This window comes from Actinomyces glycerinitolerans, from assembly GCF_900098745.1.
GTDB lineage: Bacteria > Actinomycetota > Actinomycetes > Actinomycetales > Actinomycetaceae > Actinomyces > Actinomyces glycerinitolerans.
Genome location: NZ_FQTT01000001.1, coordinates 706,347 through 726,697, shown reverse-complemented (window position 1 = coordinate 726,697; position 20,351 = coordinate 706,347). Strand labels below are relative to the sequence as shown.

Below are 20,351 nucleotides of genomic sequence, written 5' to 3'. Positions count from 1 at the left end.
AATCCCATGACCATCGATCGTCGAATGTTTCTGCGCGCCGGCTCTGCCGCGGCCGTGGCCGGCGCTACCTCAGCTCTGCTGGCCGCCTGCGGCTCGGGCTCCTCGTCCTCCGGTGGGGCGGCCGACGTCGATCCCTCCGCCGCAGCCTCGGCCGCGGAGGCGGGCGGCGAACTGCTCGTGTGGGCGTGGGACAACACCATTGAGCCCTGCGCGCAGGCCTTCATGAAGAAGTACCCCAACGTCAAGGTCACCGTGACCAACGTCGGCACCTCCGCCGACCAGTACACGTCCTTGCAGAACGCGATTTCTGCCGGCAAGGGCGGGCCCGACGTAGCCCAGGTCGAGTACTACGCCCTGCAGCAGTTCTCCATCTCCGAGTCCCTGGCGGATCTGACGCAGTTCGGCGCCGCCGACTACGAGGGCACGTTCACCGAAGGGCCGTGGAACTCCGTGCACACCGGTGAGGGCGTATACGGCCTGCCCCTGGACTCTGGCCCGATGGCCATGTTCTACAACGAGGAGGTCTTCACCGAGCTCGGCGTCGACGTCCCCACCACCTGGGACGAGTACCTGGATGCCGCCCGCAAGATTCACGCCGCCGACCCGAGCAAGTACATCGCCAGCGACACCGGCGACGCGGGCGCCACCCTGTCCGGGCTGTGGCAGGCGGGAGCCCAGCCCTACACGGTGGACGGCACCACCGTCACCATTGACTTCTCCTCGGACGAGGCCGAGAAGTTCTCCGAGCTCCAGACCACCCTGATCAAGGAGGGGCTGCTCGCCCCGATCTCCCCATGGACCGACGAGTGGTTCCAGGGGCTGGGCGACGGCACTATCGCCGCACTCGTGACGGGCGCATGGATGCCCGGCAACTTCACCTCCTCCGTGCCGGGTGCGTCCGGGAAGTGGCGCGTGGCCCCCCAGCCGCGCTGGGATGCCGACACTCCCGCCTGCGCCGAGAACGGCGGCTCCTCGCTCGCGGTCATGGCCGCCTCCGAGAAGCAGGCGCTGGCCTACTCCTTCGTCGAGTTCTGCTCCGCCCAGGACGGCATCCAGATCCGCATCGACGGCGGCGCCTTCCCCTCCACGACGGCGGAACTCGACTCCGAGGACTTCCTGGGCAAGGAGTTCGAGTACTTCGGCGGCCAGAAGGCCAACGAGGTCCTGTCCCAGGCCGCCAAGGACGTGCTGTCCGGCTGGACCTACCTGCCCTTCCAGGTCTACGCCAACTCCATCTTCAACGACCACGTCGGCAAGGCCTACACGACGGGCGGCGACACCACCATCGCCGAGGGGCTGGCCTCCTGGCAGGACGCCTGCATCGCCTACGGCAACCAGCAGGGCTTCACGGTCTCCTGACCGCGTCGCGCCCACCACGACCGACGCTCCATCCGAATCAAGAGAAAAGGTTCCGTCATGCCCGTTGATCTGACCCGTCGCAGCGCCTTATCCGCCCTCGGCGCTTCCGCTCTCGCCCTTACCCTGGCCGCCTGCTCCGGCTCCGACTCCGACGGCGGCAGCACTGCCGAGGTCGACCCCTCGGCCGCGGCCTCCGCCGCCGCGGCCGGCGGGGAGCTGCTCGTATGGTCCTGGGAGCCCACACTCACCGACGTCGTCGCCGAGTACCAGCGCGCCTTCCCCAACGTGAAGGTCGAACTGGTCAATGCCGGTACCAACGTCGAGGAGTACACGGCGCTGCAGAACGCCATTTCCGCAGGGTCCGGCGTCCCCGACGTCGCCCAGATCGAGTACTACGCCCTGCCGCAGTTCTCCCTGTCCGAGTCGCTCGCGGACCTGACCCAGTTCGGCGCCGCCGACCTGGCCGGCTCCTACTCCGCCGGCCCCTGGGCGTCGGTCGCCTCGGACGAGGGCATCTTCGGCCTGCCCATGGACTCCGGCCCGATGGCCCTGTTCTACAACGAGGAGGTCTTCAATGCGGCGGGGGTTGAGGTCCCCAGCACCTGGGAGGAGTATCTCGACGCCGCCCGCGCCATTCACGCCGCCAACCCGGAGCAGTACATCGCCAACGACATCGGGGACGCGGTCAAGACGCTGTCGCTGCTGTGGCAGGCCGGTTCCCGTCCCTACACGGTGGACGGCACCACCGTCGGCATCGACTTCAGCGAGGAGACCTCCCAGAAGTACGCCGAGCTGTGGACCACGCTGATCGAGGAGGAACTGCTCTATCCCTGCGCCGACTGGTCCGACGAGTGGTATCGGGGCCTGGGAGACGGCACCATCGCCTCCCTCGTCATGGGCGCGTGGATGCCGGCCTCCTTCGTAGGCGGCGTTGAGGCCGGGGCGGGCAAGTGGCGGGTGGCGCCGCTGCCGGCCTGGGAGGCCGGGCAGACCGCCTCCTCGGAGATGGGCGGTTCCTCGCTTGCGGTGACTGCTGCCAGCGATAAGCAGGCCCTGGCGTACCACTTCATCGAATATGCCAACGCCGGGGACGGCGTCGCCAGCCGTATCGCCAATGGGGCCTTCCCGGCCACAACGGCGGACCTGAGCAGCGAGGAGTTCCTGGGGACCGAATTCGAGTATTTCGGCGGCCAGAAGGCGAACGAGGTCTTTGCCGACAGTGCCGCGGCCGTCACCGAGGGCTGGTCCTTCCTCCCCTTCCAGGCCTACGCCAACTCCATCTTCAACGACTCCGTGGGCAAGGCCTACGAGTCCAAAGGTGCCACCTCCATTGCCGACGGGCTGTCCGCCTGGCAGCAGGCATGCATCACCTACGGCAATCAGCAGGGCTTCACGGTCTCCTGACCGCGCCCGCACGACGCGCCGTGGAGCCGAAACACGCTTTGACTCCACGGCGCGTCGTCGCCAACCACCACAGAATCGGCTCAGGTCGTTTCAGGACTAGGCAAGGCACGAATGAACAGCAACGCCACCACCCGCCCCGGCTTCCCGCGGCGCCCGCGCCGCGAGAGCGCGGCCATCCACTTCGGTGCCGACTACAACCCCGACCAGTGGCCAGAGGCCACCTGGGAACAGGACATCGCTTTGATGCGGCGGGCGGGCGTAACCGTCGTCACTCTGCCGGTGTTCTCCTGGGCGCATATACAACCGAACGAGGACACCTGGGACTTCGAGTGGCTGGACCGGATCATGGACCGACTGGCGCAGGCCGGTATCGACGTCGACATGGCCACCTCCACCGCGTCTCCGCCCGCCTGGCTCACCTCCAAGCACCCCGAGGTACTGCCGGTCACCCGTACGGGTGAGACGCTGTGGCCGGGGGGACGACAGCAGTGGCGTCCCACCTCACCCGTGTTCCGCCGTTACGCCCTGGAGCTGACGCGCCGCCTGGCGGAGCGCTATGGAAGCCACCCTGCGCTGGCCGCCTGGCATGTGAACAACGAGCTCGGCTGCCACAATGCCTACGACTACTCCGACGACGCCGCCGCGGCCTTCCGTGCCTGGCTGCGCGAGCGCTACACCACGTTGGAGACGCTCAACGACGCCTGGGGGACGGCATTCTGGTCACAGACCTACCACCGGTGGGAGGAGATCCTTCCACCCCGCCTGGCCGCCTCCGAGCCCAACCCCAGCCAGCTGCTCGACTTCCGTCGCTTCTCCTCCGACGCCCTGCGCGACCACCTGCGCGCCGAGAGCGAAGTGCTGCGGGCCATCACCCCCGACGTGCCGATCACCACCAACTTCATGGTCATGGGTGACACCTCCGCCATGGACTACCCGGGCTGGGCCGATGACGTCGACTTCGTCTCCAACGACCACTACCTGGACCCCGGCCCCGGCGGTATCGATGAGCTCGCCTTCTCCGCCTCCCTGACCTCCGCCATTGCCAAGGGTCGGCCGTGGTGGCTCATGGAGCACGCCACCTCCGCCGTCAACTGGCGGCCCGTGAATCCGCCCAAGCTCCCCGGGGAATTGATGCGCGACTCACTGACGCACCTCGGCCACGGCGCCGACGCCATCTGCTTCTTCCAATGGCGGGCCTCGCGCGCGGGCGCCGAGAAATACCACGCCGCCCTGCTTCCGCACGCCGGGGAGGACTCGCGCCTGTTCCGCGACGTCGTCGCCCTGGGCAAGAGCCTGGAGGACCTGGCCGCGGTGGCCGGCAGCCCGGCACTGCCCGCCCGCGCCGCGGTCATCTTCGACTACGAGTCCTGGTGGTCGCTCACGCAGGAATTCCTGCCGCACACCCGCCTGGACTATCGCGGCCAGGCCCTGGACTGGTACCGGGCCCTGGTCGCCGCGGGAATGCGAGTCGACGTCGTTACTGCACGCAACAATCTGGAGAGGTACGACCTGCTCGTCGCCCCGCTGCTGCACGTCGTGCCCGCCGACCTGGCCGAGCGCCTGCACGCCGCCGTCGCGGGCGGCACCCACCTGGTGACAACCTACTTCTCCGGGACCGTGGACGAGCACGACCACATCATTCTCGGCGGTTACCCCGGCGCCCTGCGCGATCTTTTAGGCATCCGCGTCGAGGAGTTCAGCCCGCTGCTGGACGACGACGCAGCAGCGCTCTCCAATGGCGGCACCGGCCGTATGTGGAGCGAGCGGGTGGAGCTCACCGCTCCCGACGTCCAGGTGCTGCGCCGTTACGAACATGCTCGCGGCATTGAAGCGGGCGTCCCCGCCGTCACGCGGCGCCCGGTGGGACAGGGGTCGGCAACGTATGTCTCCACGCGCCTGGAGGGTGAAGACCTGGCAGAGCTGGTTGCCGAACTGCTTGCGTCCGCCGGCATCGGCCCGGACCTGCCCGAACCGTTGCGCGGGCAGGTGATTGCCTCCGCCCGCCGCGGCGAGGCGGCAGACTACTGGACACTCACCAACCGGGGGAACCACGACCTCGGGACTGCCGCCGCCGTCGCCGGGATGTTGGGCGGCGTACCGCTGGGAGGCGCCGACTCCCTCGGCGTGAGCAACGCCGTCGTCGTACGGGTGCCGCGCAACTGAGCCGCCTCACCGCACCTGGGGAATACCCAACTCGTCGCGCGCGGCGCGCATCTGGGCGGCCTCGGCGCGCGAGAACTCGAACTCCGCCTCGCTCCAGTCCCACATCGCCTGGATGAGGGGCTTGAAGCTCTCCCCGCGGCGGGTCAACCGGTACTCCACGCGGGGAGGCACCTCGCCGTAGTCGACGCGCTCCAGGAAGTCGTCCGCAACCAGCTCTCGCAGTTGCTTGGACAGGGTTGAGTCCGACACGCCGTGCAGGCAACGCTTCAACTGGCCGAAGTGTCTGACCTCGGCCAGGGCGACGTAGAAGAGAATCTCGATCTTCCACTTGCCGCCCACGACCTTCTGCAGGGACGCGATCGCGGGGCACCACTCGATCTTGGGGGCCTCGGCCATGCCGCTCCTCTCCTTCGTGCCGCTAGTACTACAGAAAAAGATAGTACTAGCGGAACCGTAGCGTCATGAGTGACAGTTGCTCCAGATGCGCAGGCCGCGCGCAGCGCGCCGGCGCCCACAACCCCGAGGAGGAACACATGAAGGTGACCTACTGGTCGGACTTCGCATGCCCGTACTGCTACGTAGGCGAGACCCGCCTGCACAAGGCGATCGAGTCGCTCGGCCTGGCCGACGACGTCGAGGTGGAGATGAAGGCCTTCGAGCTTTACCCGGACGCGCCCCGCGAGGTGCAGGGAACGACGCTTGACCGCTTCGCCAGGAAGTACCGGCTGACCAGGGCGGCTGCACGCCAGCGCATCGACTCCATCAGCGCGATGGGGCGGGCCGAAGGCATCGACTTCAACTACGCCACCACGCGCAACACCAATATGTTCGATGCGCACCGGCTCACCAAGCTCGCGCACGAGCAGGGCAACACCCGCTTCGAGGAACTCTGCTTCCACGCCTACTTCGTGGACAACGAGGTCATGTCCGACCACGCCGTCTTGCGGCGCCTGGCCAAGCAGGCCGGACTGCCGGAGGCGGACGTGGAGCGCGTGCTGTCCAGTGACGAGTACGCCGACGCCGTGCGTGCCGATGAGCGCGAGGCGCACTCCATGGGGGTGAACGCCGTACCGTTCTTCGTGGTGGACGGCAAGTACACGATTTCGGGGGCCCAGCCGATCGAGGAGATGACCCGCGTGCTCACAAACGCGCGCGACGCGGCGCTCGCGGAGGACACGACCGAGGGCGGCGCCTGCGGCCCGGAGGGGTGCGCGATCTGATGGGGGTACAGGTTCGCCCGCTTCTGGCCCGGGGCGTGTTTGCCACATACGGCTACTTCGTCGTCGACGAGGTCACGCGACATGCGTTCCTGATCGACCCCGGTGCCCAGGCGAACCTGTTTCTGCGTGCCGTGCGCGGGCATCAGTGGACCGTGGAGGCCATCGTGCTCACGCACGGCCACTTCGATCATGTCGGGGCCGTGGATGAGCTGCGCGCCGCCCTGGGCGTCCCCGTGCTGGCGCATGCGGAATCCAAGCGCTACCTGGGCGACCCCGATCTGAACCTGTCCGCCGCCCACGGCGCGCCCCTGCGGGTCCGCGGTGTGGAGAACTTCCAACACGGCGACCGCCTGGCCCTGGGGGAGGGATCGAGCGTCGAACTCGAGGTCCTGCACGTTCCCGGGCATACCGATGACTCCTGCGCCTTCTACTGCGAACAGGCCGGCTTCGCGGTGGTTGGTGACACGGTCTACGAGGGAGGCCCCGGGCTGACCATCTTTCCGACGGGGGATGCGGGCAAGCTCCGTGAGAGCCTGGAGACCAGGCTGCTCACGCTCCCCGATGGCACGGAACTGCTGTCGGGACACTCCCTCCCCATCACGGTCGCGCGCCTCAGACGCGCGGTACGACGGTGCGACGCGGCCGAGTGATTCGGGGCCGACTACCCTGAGCGGCATAGGGCAAGCCGCGACGAGAAGGCTCGGTGCGGCCGGGAGCAACCGAGAAGGATTTGGGCAGCATGGCGCGCGTGGAAGGCAGGCGACCCAGCATGGTCGACGTCGGTCGTGCCGCCGGAGTGTCCGCTCAGACCGTCTCGCGTTACTTCAACGGCGGATATGTCTCTGCCGACGCCAGTGCGCGCGTGGAGGCCGCCGTAAATGCGCTGGGGTACGTGCGCAATCGCATTCCGCTGCAGATGAAGGCGCGGCACACGAACCTGATCGGGCTAGTGCTGCTGGGGCCGCTCAATTACGGCAATTCCGGGATCATGGGCGGCTTGACGCGTGCGGCTCGGGAGGCCGGACAGGCGGTGATGATCTCCCACATGGAACGCGATCCCGCCACAAGCGCAGAGTCCTGGGCGGCACTCCTGACAGAGGTGGACACGCTGTTGTCCATGCGCGTGGACGCCCTGATCGTGGGCTCCCCGTATGACAGCATCAAGCGGATCATTGATTACGTGGATGGCGCGGTCCCGCTAGTAACTCTGGCGGAGTTGCCTGACAAGGCCGTAGACGCCGTTGGCCCCTACTCCTACGAGGCCTCCTGTGCGGTCATGCGGCACCTGATCGCGCTGGGGCACCGCCGGATCCTGCACATATCGGGGCCATCCGACCGGGCACAGGCGGTCGCCCGGCGGCGCGCCTACGAGGCGGAGATGACCGCCGCCGGCCTGGAGGGGTTGCCGGTGCTGGAGAGTCGTGAGTGGAACGCCGCCTCCGGAGCCGAATGTGCTGGGCGGGTGGAGGCGGGATCGTTCTCCGCCGTTTTCGCGGGAAGCGACACCATTGCTCTGGGATTCATCAGTGCACTGCGCCAGCGGGGACTCATAGCGCCCCGCGACTATGCGATTGCAGGCTTCGATGACATGCCCGACGCACAGTTCATGGATCCTCCGCTCACAACTGCACGTATCGACTTCGAGCGGATTGGTGAGGTAGCGCTGCGTCGGGCCGTCGCCGATGTAACCGGCGTCAGTTACGACGACGATGCGCCGCGGCCCGAGTTGGTGGTGCGCGCTTCGACGGCCGGATACCTGGGCGCGCTGGGCTGAGTCGACCTCGGTGCGAATACGCAACCGCAGCCCTTGACAGCAGAGCGCAGACTGTTATGCTTAACAGTGTTCATTCAATGTTGAATGAACATGAGACCTGCCGTTGTCCGGCACTGCCGCCGCACGACAGCTTCAACGCCACAGGGGACATCATGAAAACAACTCTCACTCGCCGTCACGCCATCGGGCTCGGTACCGCCCTCCTCACTGCCGGCGCTCTCGCCGCCTGCGGACGCCAGGGAGGAGGGGCGTCGGGCGGTGGCGCGGACTCCCTTACCCTCTGGCTCGGCGCACTCGAGGACTCCCAAAAGCAGGACATCGACCGCCTGGTTGCCGCTTTCGAAGAGGCTAACGGCGTGACCGTCAAGTACGAGACACACTCCACCGACTCACTCAAGGAGTCCATGCGTCAGGTCTCCGGCACCAACGCTGGACCGGACATCTACTGGTACTGGGAGGGACCGGGATTAGGAGGAGATCTTGTCGAGGCGGGTATGAGCCTGGACCTGACCGACTATTACAAGCAGTACAGCTGGGAGGACCGCTTCACCGCCGCATCCCTGGCGGGCATCACCCAGTACGGCGGCTACCACGGCATCCCCTGGACCTTGCAGGCACAGGGCCTGTACTACAACAAGACCTTGTTCGAACAGGCCGGCATCGCCGCCGAGCCGACCACCTATGACGAGCTCATCGCCGCCTGTGACGCGCTCAAGGCCGCAGGCATCACGCCGATCGAGTTCGGCGGCACCGTCAACTGGCACGTCATGCGTCTGCTCGATTCACTGATCGAAACCAAATGCGGCGCCGACGTCGCCAGAACCCTGGTCACCGACAAGACGGGCTGGGACACCGAGACAGGTGTAGCCGAGGCCTTCACCGAGCTCAAGACCTGGGCGGATAACTACTTCAACACCGGCTACATGTCCATTTCCAATGACGACTCCAGCCTGCTGTTCTGGAACGGGCAGGCAGCCATGGCTCTGGAGGGCACGTGGTTCGACGCCCAGTGCGTGGACAACGGAATGGACCCCGAAGAGGTCGGCATCTTCCCCTTCCCCACCGGAACCGGACGCCTGTATGGATTCGGCGAGGGCTTCTACATCAACGCCAACACCGAGAAGGCTGACCTGGCCGCGTCCTTCCTCGACTTCGTCACCTCGGCCGAACAGATGGGCGGCAGCGGCGGTGCCTGGGCGGCTGTGAGTGTGAATAAGGACGTCGAAGTCTCCGAGGCCAACCCACTCGACGCACTGTGGCCCCCGATCCTGGAGTCCTCGGAGGAGATGTACAACAACTTCGACCAGGCCCTCAGTCTGGATGAGACGACCGAGTACTGGCGCATCCAGAACGCCGTCCTCATCGGTGATATGGCCCCGGAGGAGGCCGGCCCGGCCATGCAGAAGTTCATCGACGCCAACTCCTGATCGGCCGGTACCGCGCGAGCGGACAGGCCAGTTCAGGTCCGATCCGCGCAACAAGCTCAGCGAAAGAACTTCCCATGGCAACAGCTCAAACGGCGTCAGCGCCCGTACGGGCCATCAAACAGCACCGCGTGCTGCGTTCCCTGCCCTACCTGGCCCCGGCGGCCCTGCTGTACGGCATATTTCTGCTGTATCCGATGATTGACTCGGTACGGCTGTCTTTCTTCTCCTGGTCCGGCTACGCCACCGCCGCCCAGGAATTCGTCGGGCTCAAGAACTATCGGTACCTGCTCACGCAGGACACGGTGTTCTGGACTGCCCTCAAGAACTCAATGATCTGGGTGGTGCTATCGGTAGCCATCCCCATGGTGCTGTCCCTCCTCATGGCCCTAGCCCTCAACCAGCGCATATGGGGGCGCAATGCCTTCCGCTCGATCTTCTACATCCCGAGCGTTTTCGCATCCATCACGGTGGCAGCGATCTGGCGGTGGATCTACAACCCCACCATGGGCGTTATCAACCAGGTACTCGAGGCGGTCGGTCTGGGCGGACTGGCCCACGAGTGGTTGGGTGACCCACGCACCGCCCTGTACTCCATCTTTGTCGCCTCGGTATGGCAGGGGGTCGGCTTCAACATGGTGCTCTTCCTCGCCGGTCTGCAATCCGTGCCGGCCGAGCTCGTGGACGCGGCCAAGGTTGATGGGGCGGGCCGTTGGCAGGTCTTCCGCAACGTGACCTGGCCCGCGCTGCGACCGACGACCGTCGTCGTTGTCATTCTGACCATTATCAACTCGCTGAAGGTCTACGACCTGGTGGTCGGCATGACCGGGGGAGGGCCGGCGCAGTCCAGCCAGGTTCTCGCCCTGTGGTCGTACCAGCAGTCCTTTTCCAACCACAACTTCGGGGCCGGTGGTGCCGTCGCCACCGTCCTGCTGATTCTCTCGCTGTGCCTGGTGGTTCCCTACCTGGCCTGGTCCATGAAGGGGGAGGACTGAGATGACTGCTATTCCTGTGGCCCGCACCGCCGTCGGCTCCGATGCCGGGGCAGTCGCCGCACCGAACCGGCCGCCGCGCGACTGGGGCACCATCGGCCTGTGGGTCGCGCTACTCATCACGGCTGCGTTCTGGCTGGTGCCCTTCGCCGTCATGCTGCTCACCTCCTTCAAGAGTCGAGCGGACCTGGCGAGCGGATCTACGCTCGGTTTGCCCTCGCAGTGGCTCTGGAGCAACTATGCCGACGCCGTCGACACCGGTGACTTGTGGATCAGTGGCAGTAACAGTCTGCTGGTCTCGGTCATCAAAGTGCCGTTGGGCCTGCTGCTCGCAGCACTCGCGGCCTACGCATTGGCCCGTATCCATATGCGGCGGGCCAAGTGGGTCGTCGCCGTCTTCGCTGTCGGCTCTATGGTGCCCATCCAGGTTGCCCTCGGGCCCATGTTCCAACTGCTGCTGAAGGCGGACTTGCTGGACACCTACGTGGGCTTGATCCTGCCGTACCTCGCCTTCGGCGTGCCGTACCAGGTCTTCATGCTCTACGGCTCCTTCCGAGCCATACCCGATGAGGTCGAGGAGTCCGCCCGGCTCGACGGCGCCTCCACCTTCCGCATCTTCTGGCAGATCTGCTGCCCGTTGATCAAGCCGACGCTGGCTGCTCTGTTCGTCCTGGATTTCGTGTCTACCTGGAACGAGTACGCCATGGCCTCCACAATTCTGCAATCAGGATCGATGGCGACTATCCCGCTGGCCGTGCAGAACTTCTCCGCCCAGCACGGCACCGACTACGGGCCGCTGAACGCCTTCATCATTATGACTGCGATCCCGGTGCTGATCGTCTACCTGCTCTTCCAGCGCTATTTCGTCTCCGGCGCCTTCTCCGGGGCGGTGAAGGGCTGAGCGCGCCGCATCGACGGGCTCGGCGTCGGGCGATCGACGGGGAGCTGGGGGTGGGGCGTCCGGTGACCAGCGGCGTCCGAAATGGTGACAAACGTCGGACTCGGTGCCCGGATTGGTTTTCGCAGCCGCATGATTCCAACGTTTCGTGAGTCGTGGGCCGACGTCCCGGGCTCGTTTGTCACCGTTTGTGACAATGCGGGTGCCGTCATCCATCATCAACTGGCCCTTTCAGGAACTAACAGGGGATAATGACGAAACCGTAACGTACGTCGACCCGTCACGCCAGGTGCGTTCGAGACCCTGGGGCGCGCGAGGGACCCCGGAACCCAGGCAGCGTTAAGGTGCCGCCAGCGTCGGCACTACCTTCAAAGGAGAGAATGATGCTCAAAGGAATCAATACCCTGATGACGCCCGAACTGCTGGGCGTGCTGGCCCGTATGGGGCATGGCGACGTCATCGCCGTCGTCGACTCCAACTACCCCGCCTACGCCACCGGCCGACCAGTCATCCCCATGCCCTCGCTGAACAGTCCCGAGGCCGTGCGACTGGTGGTCGAACTCATGCCGCTTGACACCTTCGTCGAGGCGCCCGTGCGCTACATGATCGGCGAGGGTGATACCGAGTTGCGCGAGGTGACCCGCGACGTCCTCGCCGTGGCCACGGAACTCGAGGGGCGCGAGATCTCCGGTGCCGCCATGGAACGCTTCGACTTCTACGAGGCCGCTCGTTCCGCCTCCGCGGTCATTCACACCCAGGAGACCCGGCCTTACGGCTGCTACCTGCTCACCAAGGGCGTGCTGCCGAGCTTTGGGCCGCAGGACTGACAAGGAGGGACCATATGTCCGCGCATGTAGTTGTAATCGGCTCCATCAACCAGGACGCCACGGTCACCGTTGACCGCTTCCCCGAACCGGGGGAGACCCTTTACAGTCGTTCGCTCAGCTATCGGCTCGGCGGCAAGGGTGCCAACCAGGCCGCCGCGGCAGCCCATGCCGGCGCCCGCGTCCGCTTCGTCGGACGCGTCGGCTCTGACGCCGCCGGCCCAGCGCTGCGCGAGGAACTTGCCGGTCATGGTGTCGATGTGAGCGGCCTGCTGGTAGATGAGGGGACCACCGGCTCCGCCTTCATCACCGTGTCCGCCACCGGGGAGAACACGATTCTCATTGACGCGGGTGCAAACGGCCGGGTCACCTCCGAGCAGCTCGACGCCGCAGCTCTGCAAGCAGGAGACGTCGTCGTCCTCCAGGGTGAGATTCCGGCCGCCGCCAATGCGGCCGCCATCGCCTCCGCTCGCGGGGCCGGGGCGACGACGATTCTCAACCTCGCGCCGGTCTACGGCATCGCCGCGGAGGATCTCGCCGCGGTGGACATCCTCGTGGTCAATGAGACCGAGGCCGGTCTGGTTCTCGGTCGTCCCGCCCCGCGCGGCGCAGCGGAGGCGCTTGACGCCGCCGCCCAGCTGACCGAGCGGGGTCCGCGTCGCGTGCTGATTACGCTCGGGGGCGCCGGCGCCGTCTGGTACGACGCCGCGGTTGCCGGTGGTCCACAGGGCGCACATGTTGACGCGATCTCCGCGGGTCCGGTGGTCGACACCACCGGTGCGGGGGATGCCTCCGTCGGAGCGCTGGCGGCTGCTCTGACACTTGGGCTGGACTTTGAACGGGCCGTGGCGGAGGCCATGCGGGCGGGTTCGGCGGCGGTGCTATCCGCAGGCGCGGCCGCCTCCTACGGTGCCATCGAACCCATTGGGATCTGAACCGCAGCGGCGTGAGTGCGCCACAGAAGCTCGGGGCCCGCCGAACGTCGGTTGGCCCCGAGCTGTTTCTGCGCTCGTGTCCCTCCCAGGAGTCAACCGCCGTTATGAAGTTGACAGAAACGAGACCGCGGGCGACACTAGAGTTGTCATTCATGGACGAATGAATATGTCAACGCAGGCGGATCGTCCCGAATCCGCCACGACAGAGCGAGGAGGCTCAAGCGGTGGCACGAACTAACAAGACACGACGCGGGCGCCCCTGGGGTGTGATCTTCAAGGTCGTCGGAGCGGTGGTGATACTCGCCATCTGCTTCTTCGGTACCACCTTCATGACCCCGGAGGAGGCGGAAGCCGTGCTCACAGCCGGATCGACGGATCCCGTCGCATACGCCAACGAGCACTACGACTCCACCATTGCGTACGTCAATGACAACGCCACCGACCTGGCGGGGCTGCTCGAAGATCTCCAGGAGGACGAGGAGGGCACCAGCGAGGAGCTCGGCCACCGGGACGGTGAGGCCGCGTACACCTTCGCTGTGACCACCACCGGCACTGTGGAGGAGGGCGGCTTCGGCCAGGTCAACCTAGCGGTCGACGGCGTGCCCTCGGGGGTCACCGTCTCCGTCCAGACGGGTCCCGCCGTGATGGGCACGGCTCTGCGAGACGTTACCGGTGAGGTCACCTTCGACATGTTTGAGAACCAGATCGACTACGCCCAGGTGGGACTCTCCCTCAACGATCCCCTTAAGGCAGGAGTGCTCACCGAGAACGACCTGAACTCCATGATCGGCCAGAAGATCACGGTGGTCGGCGCCTTCGCATACTCCGATTCCGCGCACGTCGTCATCACCCCCGTCTCTATTGAGGTGGCGTCATGACCGTAAGCGAGAACGCCCCCGTCGTCCTCGCCGGCCGCGACATCACCAAGGCCTTCGGGGCGACTCACGCCTTGCGCGGCGTCGACTTCGAGATTCACCGGGGCGAGGTAGTGGCCCTAATCGGAGAGAATGGCGCCGGCAAGTCCACCCTGATGAAGATCCTCTCCGGAGTGCAGCCGCCGACCTCTGGCACGATCGAGCTCGACGGTGAGCCCATCACCTTCACCGACACCACCGATGCCGTTGCGCACGGAGTCGCCATCGTCCATCAGGAACTCAACCTCTGTCCCAATCTTTCGGTGGTTGACAACATCTTCCTCGGCCGTGAGATCGCCTCACCTACAGGCATCTCGCGCTCCCGGCAGCGGGAGCAGGCCGCCGCGGCGCTCGCACGCCTGGAAGAGCCGATCGACCCCAACGCCCTCGTGGGCGACCTGCGGCTGGGGCAGCAGCAGCTCGTCGAGATCGCCCGCACCCTCGTCGAGGGGGCGCGCGTGCTCATCATGGACGAACCCACATCGGCGCTCTCGGCCACGGAAGTGAAGGTGCTCTTCCGCATCATTCGCGAACTGACCGCGGACGGCGTCGCCATCGTCTACATCTCTCACCACATGGACGAGTGCCTCGAGATCGCGGACACCGCGGTCATCCTGCGCGACGGCCGGCACGTGGCCACGGCGCCCATGGCGGACGTGGACCTGCCCTGGATCGTGAAGACCATGGCGGGACGGGATCAATCCGATCTGTTCACGGCGATCACCGCTACTCCCGGCGAGCCGATCCTGGAGATAGAGGACCTGGTGGTGCCGGATCCCGCGAACCCGTCGCGCATCGCGGTTGACAACCTCTCACTCACGGTGCGTGAGGGGGAGATCGTTGCCATTTATGGGCTCATGGGTGCCGGGCGCACCGAGCTGTTGGAGACGCTCGCGGGACGGCATACCGCCGCATCCGGCCGGATCCTGCTCGATGGGCAGGACATATCCAATGCTCCAATCGGTGAGCGGATCGACGCCGGACTCGTCCTGTCCCCGGAGGATCGGCAGGCCGACGGCATCGTCCAACTCATGAGCGTGGGCCGCAACATGAGCCTGGCGGCGTTGCGCATCCTCACCCGCAATGGGCAGGTCAAGCGCAAGCAGGAGGTCAAGGAGATCAATCACGGCATCGAGGCCGTCCGCATTAAGACCGAGTCCCCAGGCATCGGGATCACCTCCCTTTCCGGGGGCAACCAGCAGAAGGTCGTCATCGCCAAGGCGCTGATGACTGCACCCCGCATGCTGCTCATGGACGAGCCCACCCGCGGAATCGATATCGGCGCCAAGTCGGACATTTTCTCCACCATGGCCGAGGTGGCGGGAACCAAGGTCGGCGTCCTCTTCGCCACCTCCGAACTGTCCGAGGCGCTGGGCGCCTCCACCCGCCTGATCGTCATGGCCCGCGGACGCATCGTGGCCGACTTCGACCCGCGCACCACCACCCGCGACCAGGTCATGGCCGCGACCGGCGAACAGATCACAGCTACCGACGACGACACCGCGAGCGCAGACAACGCCGCGACGAGTGACACAAAGGACGAGGACCAAGCATGACACCCGCATCCACCCACAAGTCCGGCCTGCGCATAGGCAATCGGAGCATCGGCGAGTTTCTGATGGCGCAGCGCGCCTTCATCGCCCTGCTCGTGCTGATCGTCATCTTCGCCTCGCTGTCCAACTCCTTCCTGACGGCCACCAACCTGGTGACCATGACCAAGCACGTGGCTTACAACGCGCTGCTCAGCCTGGGCATGCTGCTGGTCATCCTTACCGGCGGCATCGACCTGTCCATCGGATCGATCGTCGGCCTGTCCGGCGTTATCGCCGGGGTCATGCTCAAGGGCATGCACCTGTCGGTCTTTGACATCAACGCCTACCCGTCGGTGCTGGTGGTCGTCATTGTCGCCTTGGTGGTGGGCACCTTCGTCGGTGCGATCAACGGGCTGCTGATCACCAGATTCAACGTTGCCCCCTTCATCGCCACCCTGGGCACCATGTATATGGCGCGCGGCGCGGCGCTGCTCATCTCCAAGGGAGCCACCTACCCGGACCTGGCGGGCGAGGAGGCCTTCGGCAACACGGGATTCTCCTTCCTGGGGGTGTCCCGGCCGCTCGGATTGCCCACCAGCGTCTGGCTGATGATCATCTTCGCGATCGTCGTCGCCCTGGTGGTCGCCCGCGCCCCCTTCGGCCGCTGGCTCTACGCCGTGGGCGGCAATGAGCGTGCCGCCGAGCTCTCCGGTGTGCCCGTCAAGCGGGTCAAGATGCGGGTGTACATGGTCTCCGGCTGCATGGCCGCCCTGGCCGGACTCATCATCGCCTCCGAACTCACCGCTGCCGCACCGGCTGCCGGTGAGACCTATGAGATGAACGCGATCGCCGCCGTCGTCATCGGCGGGGCTTCGCTTGCGGGCGGGCGCGGGGACGTCAAGGGCGCCCTCATCGGCGCCTTCGTCATCGGCTTCCTGAACGACGGCCTGGTCCTCGTGGGCGTGTCCTCGTTCTGGCAGACCTTCCTCAAGGGCCTGGTCATCGTCCTGGCCGTGATGCTCGACCAGGGGCAGCAGCGCCTCGAGCGTTCTCGTGCCGCCGCCCAGGCCGCACAAGAAGTCAAACGGGAGGCCGCCCGCATTCAGCGGGCCGAGGTCAGTCCCGGCGACGCCTCCGCCTGATCCCGTCGAACTGTGAAACAAGCAGAGAAGAAGCGGAACCCATCATGACATCTACCATCACCTCCATCAGCTCGTCCATGAGCCCGATCCCTCGCCGCACCGTATTGCGCGCAGGCGCATTCGGAGCGCTCACGATCTCCCTCCTGCCCGGACTGGCCGCCTGTTCCGCGGGCGGTGACTCCAACTACTTCGCGGTCATCACGCCTTCGCATGACAATCCGTTCTTCAAAACGGAGGCCGAGGCGGCCGTTGCCGCCGCTCGGAAGCTCGGCTACACCGCCGACGCCTTCTCCCACGACGACGACGTAAACAAGCAGTCCGAGCTGTTCGACTCCGCGATCTCCCGGAATGCCGCGGCGATCATCGTGGACAACGCGGGCGCCGACTCCACCGAGGGGGCGGTCCGCAAGGCCGTTGAGGCGGGCATCCCGGTCTTCTTGATCGACCGGGAGATCAATACCTCCGGCCTTGCCGCCGCACAGATCGTGGCCAACAACTCCCAGGGTGCAGCGCTCGTTGCGGAAAAGCTCGCGGACACCCTCCAGGGGGCGGGTCGCTACTACGAGCTCTTCGGGCGGGAGACGGACACCAACGCCCAGGTCAGGTCCACGGCCTTCCATTCCGTGCTCGACCAATATCCGGACATGGAACTGGTCGGTACCGAGACGGCCGACTGGGACCAGCAGCTCGGTTATCAGAAGGTCGAGACGCTGCTCCAGCGCGACGCCGACGTCCAGGCGATCATCTGCGGCAACGACACCATGGCGGTGGGCGCCGTCGCCGCGGTGCAGCAGGCCGGTAAGACCGACGACATCCTGGTGATCGGCTTCGACGGCTCTCCGGATGCTGTCAAGGCGATCAAGGAGGGCACGATGCTAGCCACCGGTATGCAGCCGGCCGTGCACATCTCCGAGATGGCCGTGGAGCAGGCGGACGCTTTCATTAAGAACGGCGAGACCGGGAAGAAGGAGAAGCAGCTCGTGGACTGCATCCTGATCGACGGGTCGAACGCTGATCGCTACACGCTCTTCGAACTAGAAGAGGAGTGAGTGTCGGTAGCTCGCGCCGCGGTCAGGGGAGGTCCCGGGCCGAATCGGCCTCGGCCCGGGGCTTCCCAACCACGGCGGCACCTGCTAGGCTCACATCTAGATTCAACGAGGAATAAAAATGCCAAGCGCTGGTCGCGCTCGGCACGCAGGAAAGGAGGCGCTGCATGAGCGATGCGGCTCGACATGCGCCCGGGGGAACGGCAGGTCCCTACGTCCTCGCCCTCGACGAGGGCACTACCAACGCCAAGGCCTTCGCCATCGCCCCAGACGGCGCGATCCTGTCCTCCGGCTCGGCTCCGGTCGCCGTCTCCTACCCACGCCCCGGCTGGGTGGAGCAGGATGCGGACGCCGTATGGGCCGCCCAGTGCGCCGCCATCCGGGAGTGCCTGGCCGGGGTCGTGGGCACGCCGGCCGGCATCACCATCTCCAACCAGCGTGAGTCCGTGGTCGCCTGGGATGGCGTCACCGGCCGGGCGTTGGCCCCGATGCTCGGTTGGCAGGACTCTCGCACCGCCGAGTTCTGCGACTGGTTGCGTTCCCCGGAGCGTGAATTCGCCGTCGCCTCCACCACCGGCCTGAGCCTGGATCCCATGTTCTCGGCGCCCAAGATGCGCTACCTGCTTGATCAGGTCGGTTCGGGGCCGGTGCGCATCGGCACCGTGGATGCATGGCTGGTAAGCCGCCTGACCGATCAGTCCGCTTACGTCATTGAGGCCGGCAACGCCTCCCGGACGCTTCTGTTGGACCTCGCCGCGCTCGACTGGTCGCCCGCCATGTGCGAGCTGTTCGGCATCGATCGTGCCGCGCTGCCCGACGTCGTCGCCTCCAACGCCGATTTCGGCGTCACCGCCGGGCTGGACTTCCTGCCCGACGGCGTGCCGATCGTGGGTGTGCTCGGGGACTCCCATGCCGCCCTTTTCGGCCACGGCTGCCGCAACACCGCCGAGGGCAAGGCCACCTATGGCACGGGCTCATCGGTGATGATTCCCTCCGGCACGGACCGCTCCGTCCGCACCGGGGTGTCCACCACCTTGGCCTGGCTCACCGACGCCCCCATGTACGGGCACGAGGGCAACATCGTCGCCTCCGGCACCGCCATGGACTGGACCGCCCGCCTGCTGGGCGTGAAGCCCGGCCGCGAGTTGGATGAGCTGGCCGCCACCGTGCCCGACTCCGGCGGCGTCAGTCTGGTGCCCGCCTTTACCGGACTGGGGGCTCCTTGGTGGGACCGCCAGGCCGTTGGCATCATCTCCGGGCTCACCGCCGGCACGAGCCGTGGCCACGTCGCACGCGCCGCCCTTGAGGCCGTCGCCCACCAGATCGCCGACGTCGTGGACGCCCTGGACACCTCCGACCTGCAGGTTCTCCACGCCGACGGCGGCGCCACCGCCTCCCGCCTGCTCATGCAGTGCCAGGCGGACCTGCTCGGCCGCGACGTGGTCGTGGCCGCCAACGCGGAGGTTTCCGCCCTGGGTGCCGCCCTCATGGGCTTCACCCGACTGGGTTGGGAGCTGCCGGCGGTCGCGCAGCAGGAGGGCAGTCGCTACCGCCCGGCCTTCGAGGACGGTGCCCGCGCGGCCGCACGCTCACAATGGCGCGACGCGCTGGCTCGCTCCCGGGCCGTGCCCGCCTGACCGGCGGTCATCAACCAACCATCCGACAAGATCACCAACACCGATACACCGACACAACAACGACTGGAGTTGAACAAACAATGTCTGACACCCCCGTTTTCGGCGCAGGCCTGTGGAACTTCGCCACCTACGTGGACCGTTACGCCACCGACGGCTACGGCGACCCCCGCTCCACCATCGAGCAGATCGAACTGGCCGCCGAGGTCGGCGACATCAGCTACGTGGACCTGAACTACCCCTTCACGGCCGGCGTGAGCCTCGACGACGTCAAGGCGGCTCTGGAGCGCACCGGCCTGAAGGCCATCGGCGTCACCCCGGACATCTACCTGCGTGAGCACCAAATGGGCGCCTTCACCAACCCGGACCCGGACAAGCGGGCCTCAGCCATGGCGATCATGCAGGGCGCCGCCGACGCCGTGCGCGAACTCGGCGCCCGCTATGTCAAGATCTGGCCCGGGCAGGACGGCTTCGACTACCCCTTCCAGGTGGACTACCGGGAACTGAACCGGCTGGCCGTGGAGGGCATGCGCGATCTGGCCAAGGCCAATCCCGACCTGAAGTTCGTCATCGAGTACAAGCCCCGCGAGCCCCGCACGCACATGTTCTGGTCTTCGGCGGCCAAGACCGTGCTCGGCATCCAGCAGATGGGTGTGGACAACGTCGGCGTGCTCCTCGACTTCGGACACGCCCTGTTCGGCGGTGAGGCCCCGGCCGAGGCCGCCCAGCTGCTCATCGACCACGGCCTGCTGTGGGGCATGGATGTCAACGACAACTACCGCGGCTGGGACGACGACATGGTCGTCGGCACCGTCCACATCACCGAGATCTTCGAGTTCTTCTACACGCTGAAGAAGAACGGTTGGGAGGGGGTCTGGCAGCTCGACCAGTTCCCCTTCCGGGAGGACGTGGTGGACAACGCCCGCACCTCCATCCGCTTCCTCAAGGCCCTGCACCGCGCCCTGGACAACCTCGACGAGGCCGCCCTCGCCGACGCCCAGGCCCGCCAGGATCCGCTTGCCGCGCAGCGGGTCGTGCAGGACGCGCTGTTGACCTGCATGGCCTGAGGCTCCGGGCCGCCCCATCACGC

Annotated in this window: 18 protein-coding genes; 17 read left to right on the top strand and 1 reads right to left on the bottom strand. The window is 66.4% G+C overall.

Annotation, left to right across the window (positions count from 1 at the left end; genetic code table 11):
- Positions 1-6 precede the first annotated feature (6 nt).
- From ACGLYG10_RS03090 to ACGLYG10_RS03080, 3 genes are all read left to right on the top strand, one after another.
- Positions 7-1,359, top strand: a complete 1,353-nt coding sequence (locus tag ACGLYG10_RS03090) for an ABC transporter substrate-binding protein (protein ID WP_073327707.1) — start codon at positions 7-9, stop codon at positions 1,357-1,359.
- 57 nt (positions 1,360-1,416) lie between these two features.
- Positions 1,417-2,763, top strand: a complete 1,347-nt coding sequence (locus tag ACGLYG10_RS03085) for an extracellular solute-binding protein (protein WP_073327706.1) — start codon at positions 1,417-1,419, stop codon at positions 2,761-2,763.
- A 111-nt stretch (positions 2,764-2,874) separates the two neighbouring features.
- On the top strand, positions 2,875-4,926 hold the full coding sequence (locus ACGLYG10_RS03080) for a beta-galactosidase (protein WP_083565356.1): 2,052 nt from the start codon (positions 2,875-2,877) through the stop codon (positions 4,924-4,926).
- Between the two features lie 6 nt (positions 4,927-4,932).
- On the opposite strand, the gene ACGLYG10_RS03075 is transcribed toward ACGLYG10_RS03080, so the two are convergent.
- Positions 4,933-5,322 carry a winged helix-turn-helix transcriptional regulator gene (locus ACGLYG10_RS03075; RefSeq protein ID WP_073327704.1) on the bottom strand — a complete coding sequence of 130 codons (390 nt, stop codon included), beginning with the start codon at positions 5,320-5,322 and terminating at the stop codon, positions 4,933-4,935.
- A gap of 65 nt (positions 5,323-5,387) precedes the next feature.
- On the opposite strand from ACGLYG10_RS03075, the gene ACGLYG10_RS03070 reads away from it, so the two are divergent.
- The 14 genes from ACGLYG10_RS03070 (at position 5,388) to ACGLYG10_RS03005 (ending at position 20,328) form a co-directional block, all read left to right on the top strand.
- Positions 5,388-6,146 (top strand): DsbA family oxidoreductase, encoded by a 759-nt coding sequence (locus ACGLYG10_RS03070; RefSeq protein ID WP_211482960.1) that lies wholly within the window; start codon positions 5,388-5,390, stop codon positions 6,144-6,146.
- 35 nt (positions 6,147-6,181) lie between these two features.
- The gene (locus tag ACGLYG10_RS03065) at positions 6,182-6,796 is read left to right on the top strand and encodes an MBL fold metallo-hydrolase (RefSeq protein WP_170866433.1); all 615 of its coding nucleotides are present in this window, start codon (positions 6,182-6,184) and stop codon (positions 6,794-6,796) included.
- Between the two features lie 89 nt (positions 6,797-6,885).
- Positions 6,886-7,920, top strand: a complete 1,035-nt coding sequence (locus ACGLYG10_RS03060; protein ID WP_083565354.1) for a LacI family DNA-binding transcriptional regulator — start codon at positions 6,886-6,888, stop codon at positions 7,918-7,920.
- A 152-nt stretch (positions 7,921-8,072) separates the two neighbouring features.
- Positions 8,073-9,347 (top strand): ABC transporter substrate-binding protein, encoded by a 1,275-nt coding sequence (locus tag ACGLYG10_RS03055; RefSeq protein WP_073327865.1) that lies wholly within the window; start codon positions 8,073-8,075, stop codon positions 9,345-9,347.
- A gap of 74 nt (positions 9,348-9,421) precedes the next feature.
- Positions 9,422-10,339 carry a carbohydrate ABC transporter permease gene (locus ACGLYG10_RS03050; RefSeq protein WP_073327698.1) on the top strand — a complete coding sequence of 306 codons (918 nt, stop codon included), beginning with the start codon at positions 9,422-9,424 and terminating at the stop codon, positions 10,337-10,339.
- Between the two features lies 1 nt (position 10,340).
- Positions 10,341-11,237, top strand: a complete 897-nt coding sequence (locus tag ACGLYG10_RS03045; RefSeq protein WP_073327697.1) for a carbohydrate ABC transporter permease — start codon at positions 10,341-10,343, stop codon at positions 11,235-11,237.
- A gap of 377 nt (positions 11,238-11,614) precedes the next feature.
- On the top strand, positions 11,615-12,061 hold the full coding sequence (locus ACGLYG10_RS03040) for an RbsD/FucU family protein (RefSeq protein WP_204519832.1): 447 nt from the start codon (positions 11,615-11,617) through the stop codon (positions 12,059-12,061).
- Between the two features lie 14 nt (positions 12,062-12,075).
- The gene (locus ACGLYG10_RS03035; RefSeq protein ID WP_073327694.1) at positions 12,076-12,993 is read left to right on the top strand and encodes a PfkB family carbohydrate kinase; all 918 of its coding nucleotides are present in this window, start codon (positions 12,076-12,078) and stop codon (positions 12,991-12,993) included.
- A gap of 224 nt (positions 12,994-13,217) precedes the next feature.
- Positions 13,218-13,871 carry a DUF2291 family protein gene (locus tag ACGLYG10_RS03030; protein WP_108966056.1) on the top strand — a complete coding sequence of 218 codons (654 nt, stop codon included), beginning with the start codon at positions 13,218-13,220 and terminating at the stop codon, positions 13,869-13,871.
- Positions 13,868-15,463: a sugar ABC transporter ATP-binding protein gene (locus ACGLYG10_RS03025; RefSeq protein WP_139240735.1), complete on the top strand. Its 1,596-nt coding sequence runs from the start codon at positions 13,868-13,870 to the stop codon at positions 15,461-15,463. The genes ACGLYG10_RS03030 and ACGLYG10_RS03025 overlap by 4 nt, the downstream gene beginning before the upstream one ends.
- On the top strand, positions 15,460-16,581 hold the full coding sequence (locus ACGLYG10_RS03020; RefSeq protein ID WP_073327691.1) for an ABC transporter permease: 1,122 nt from the start codon (positions 15,460-15,462) through the stop codon (positions 16,579-16,581). Before ACGLYG10_RS03025 ends, ACGLYG10_RS03020 begins: the two co-directional genes overlap by 4 nt.
- Positions 16,582-16,625: 44 nt before the next feature.
- Entirely contained in the window at positions 16,626-17,630 is a 1,005-nt protein-coding gene (locus ACGLYG10_RS03015) for a D-ribose ABC transporter substrate-binding protein (RefSeq protein WP_211482959.1), read from the top strand.
- 164 nt (positions 17,631-17,794) lie between these two features.
- Complete coding sequence (locus ACGLYG10_RS03010) at positions 17,795-19,264, top strand: FGGY-family carbohydrate kinase (protein WP_073327689.1); 1,470 nt, start codon at positions 17,795-17,797, stop codon at positions 19,262-19,264.
- Positions 19,265-19,344: 80 nt separating this feature from the next.
- Positions 19,345-20,328 (top strand): sugar phosphate isomerase/epimerase family protein, encoded by a 984-nt coding sequence (locus tag ACGLYG10_RS03005; RefSeq protein ID WP_073327688.1) that lies wholly within the window; start codon positions 19,345-19,347, stop codon positions 20,326-20,328.
- The last annotated feature ends 23 nt before the right edge of the window (positions 20,329-20,351 follow it).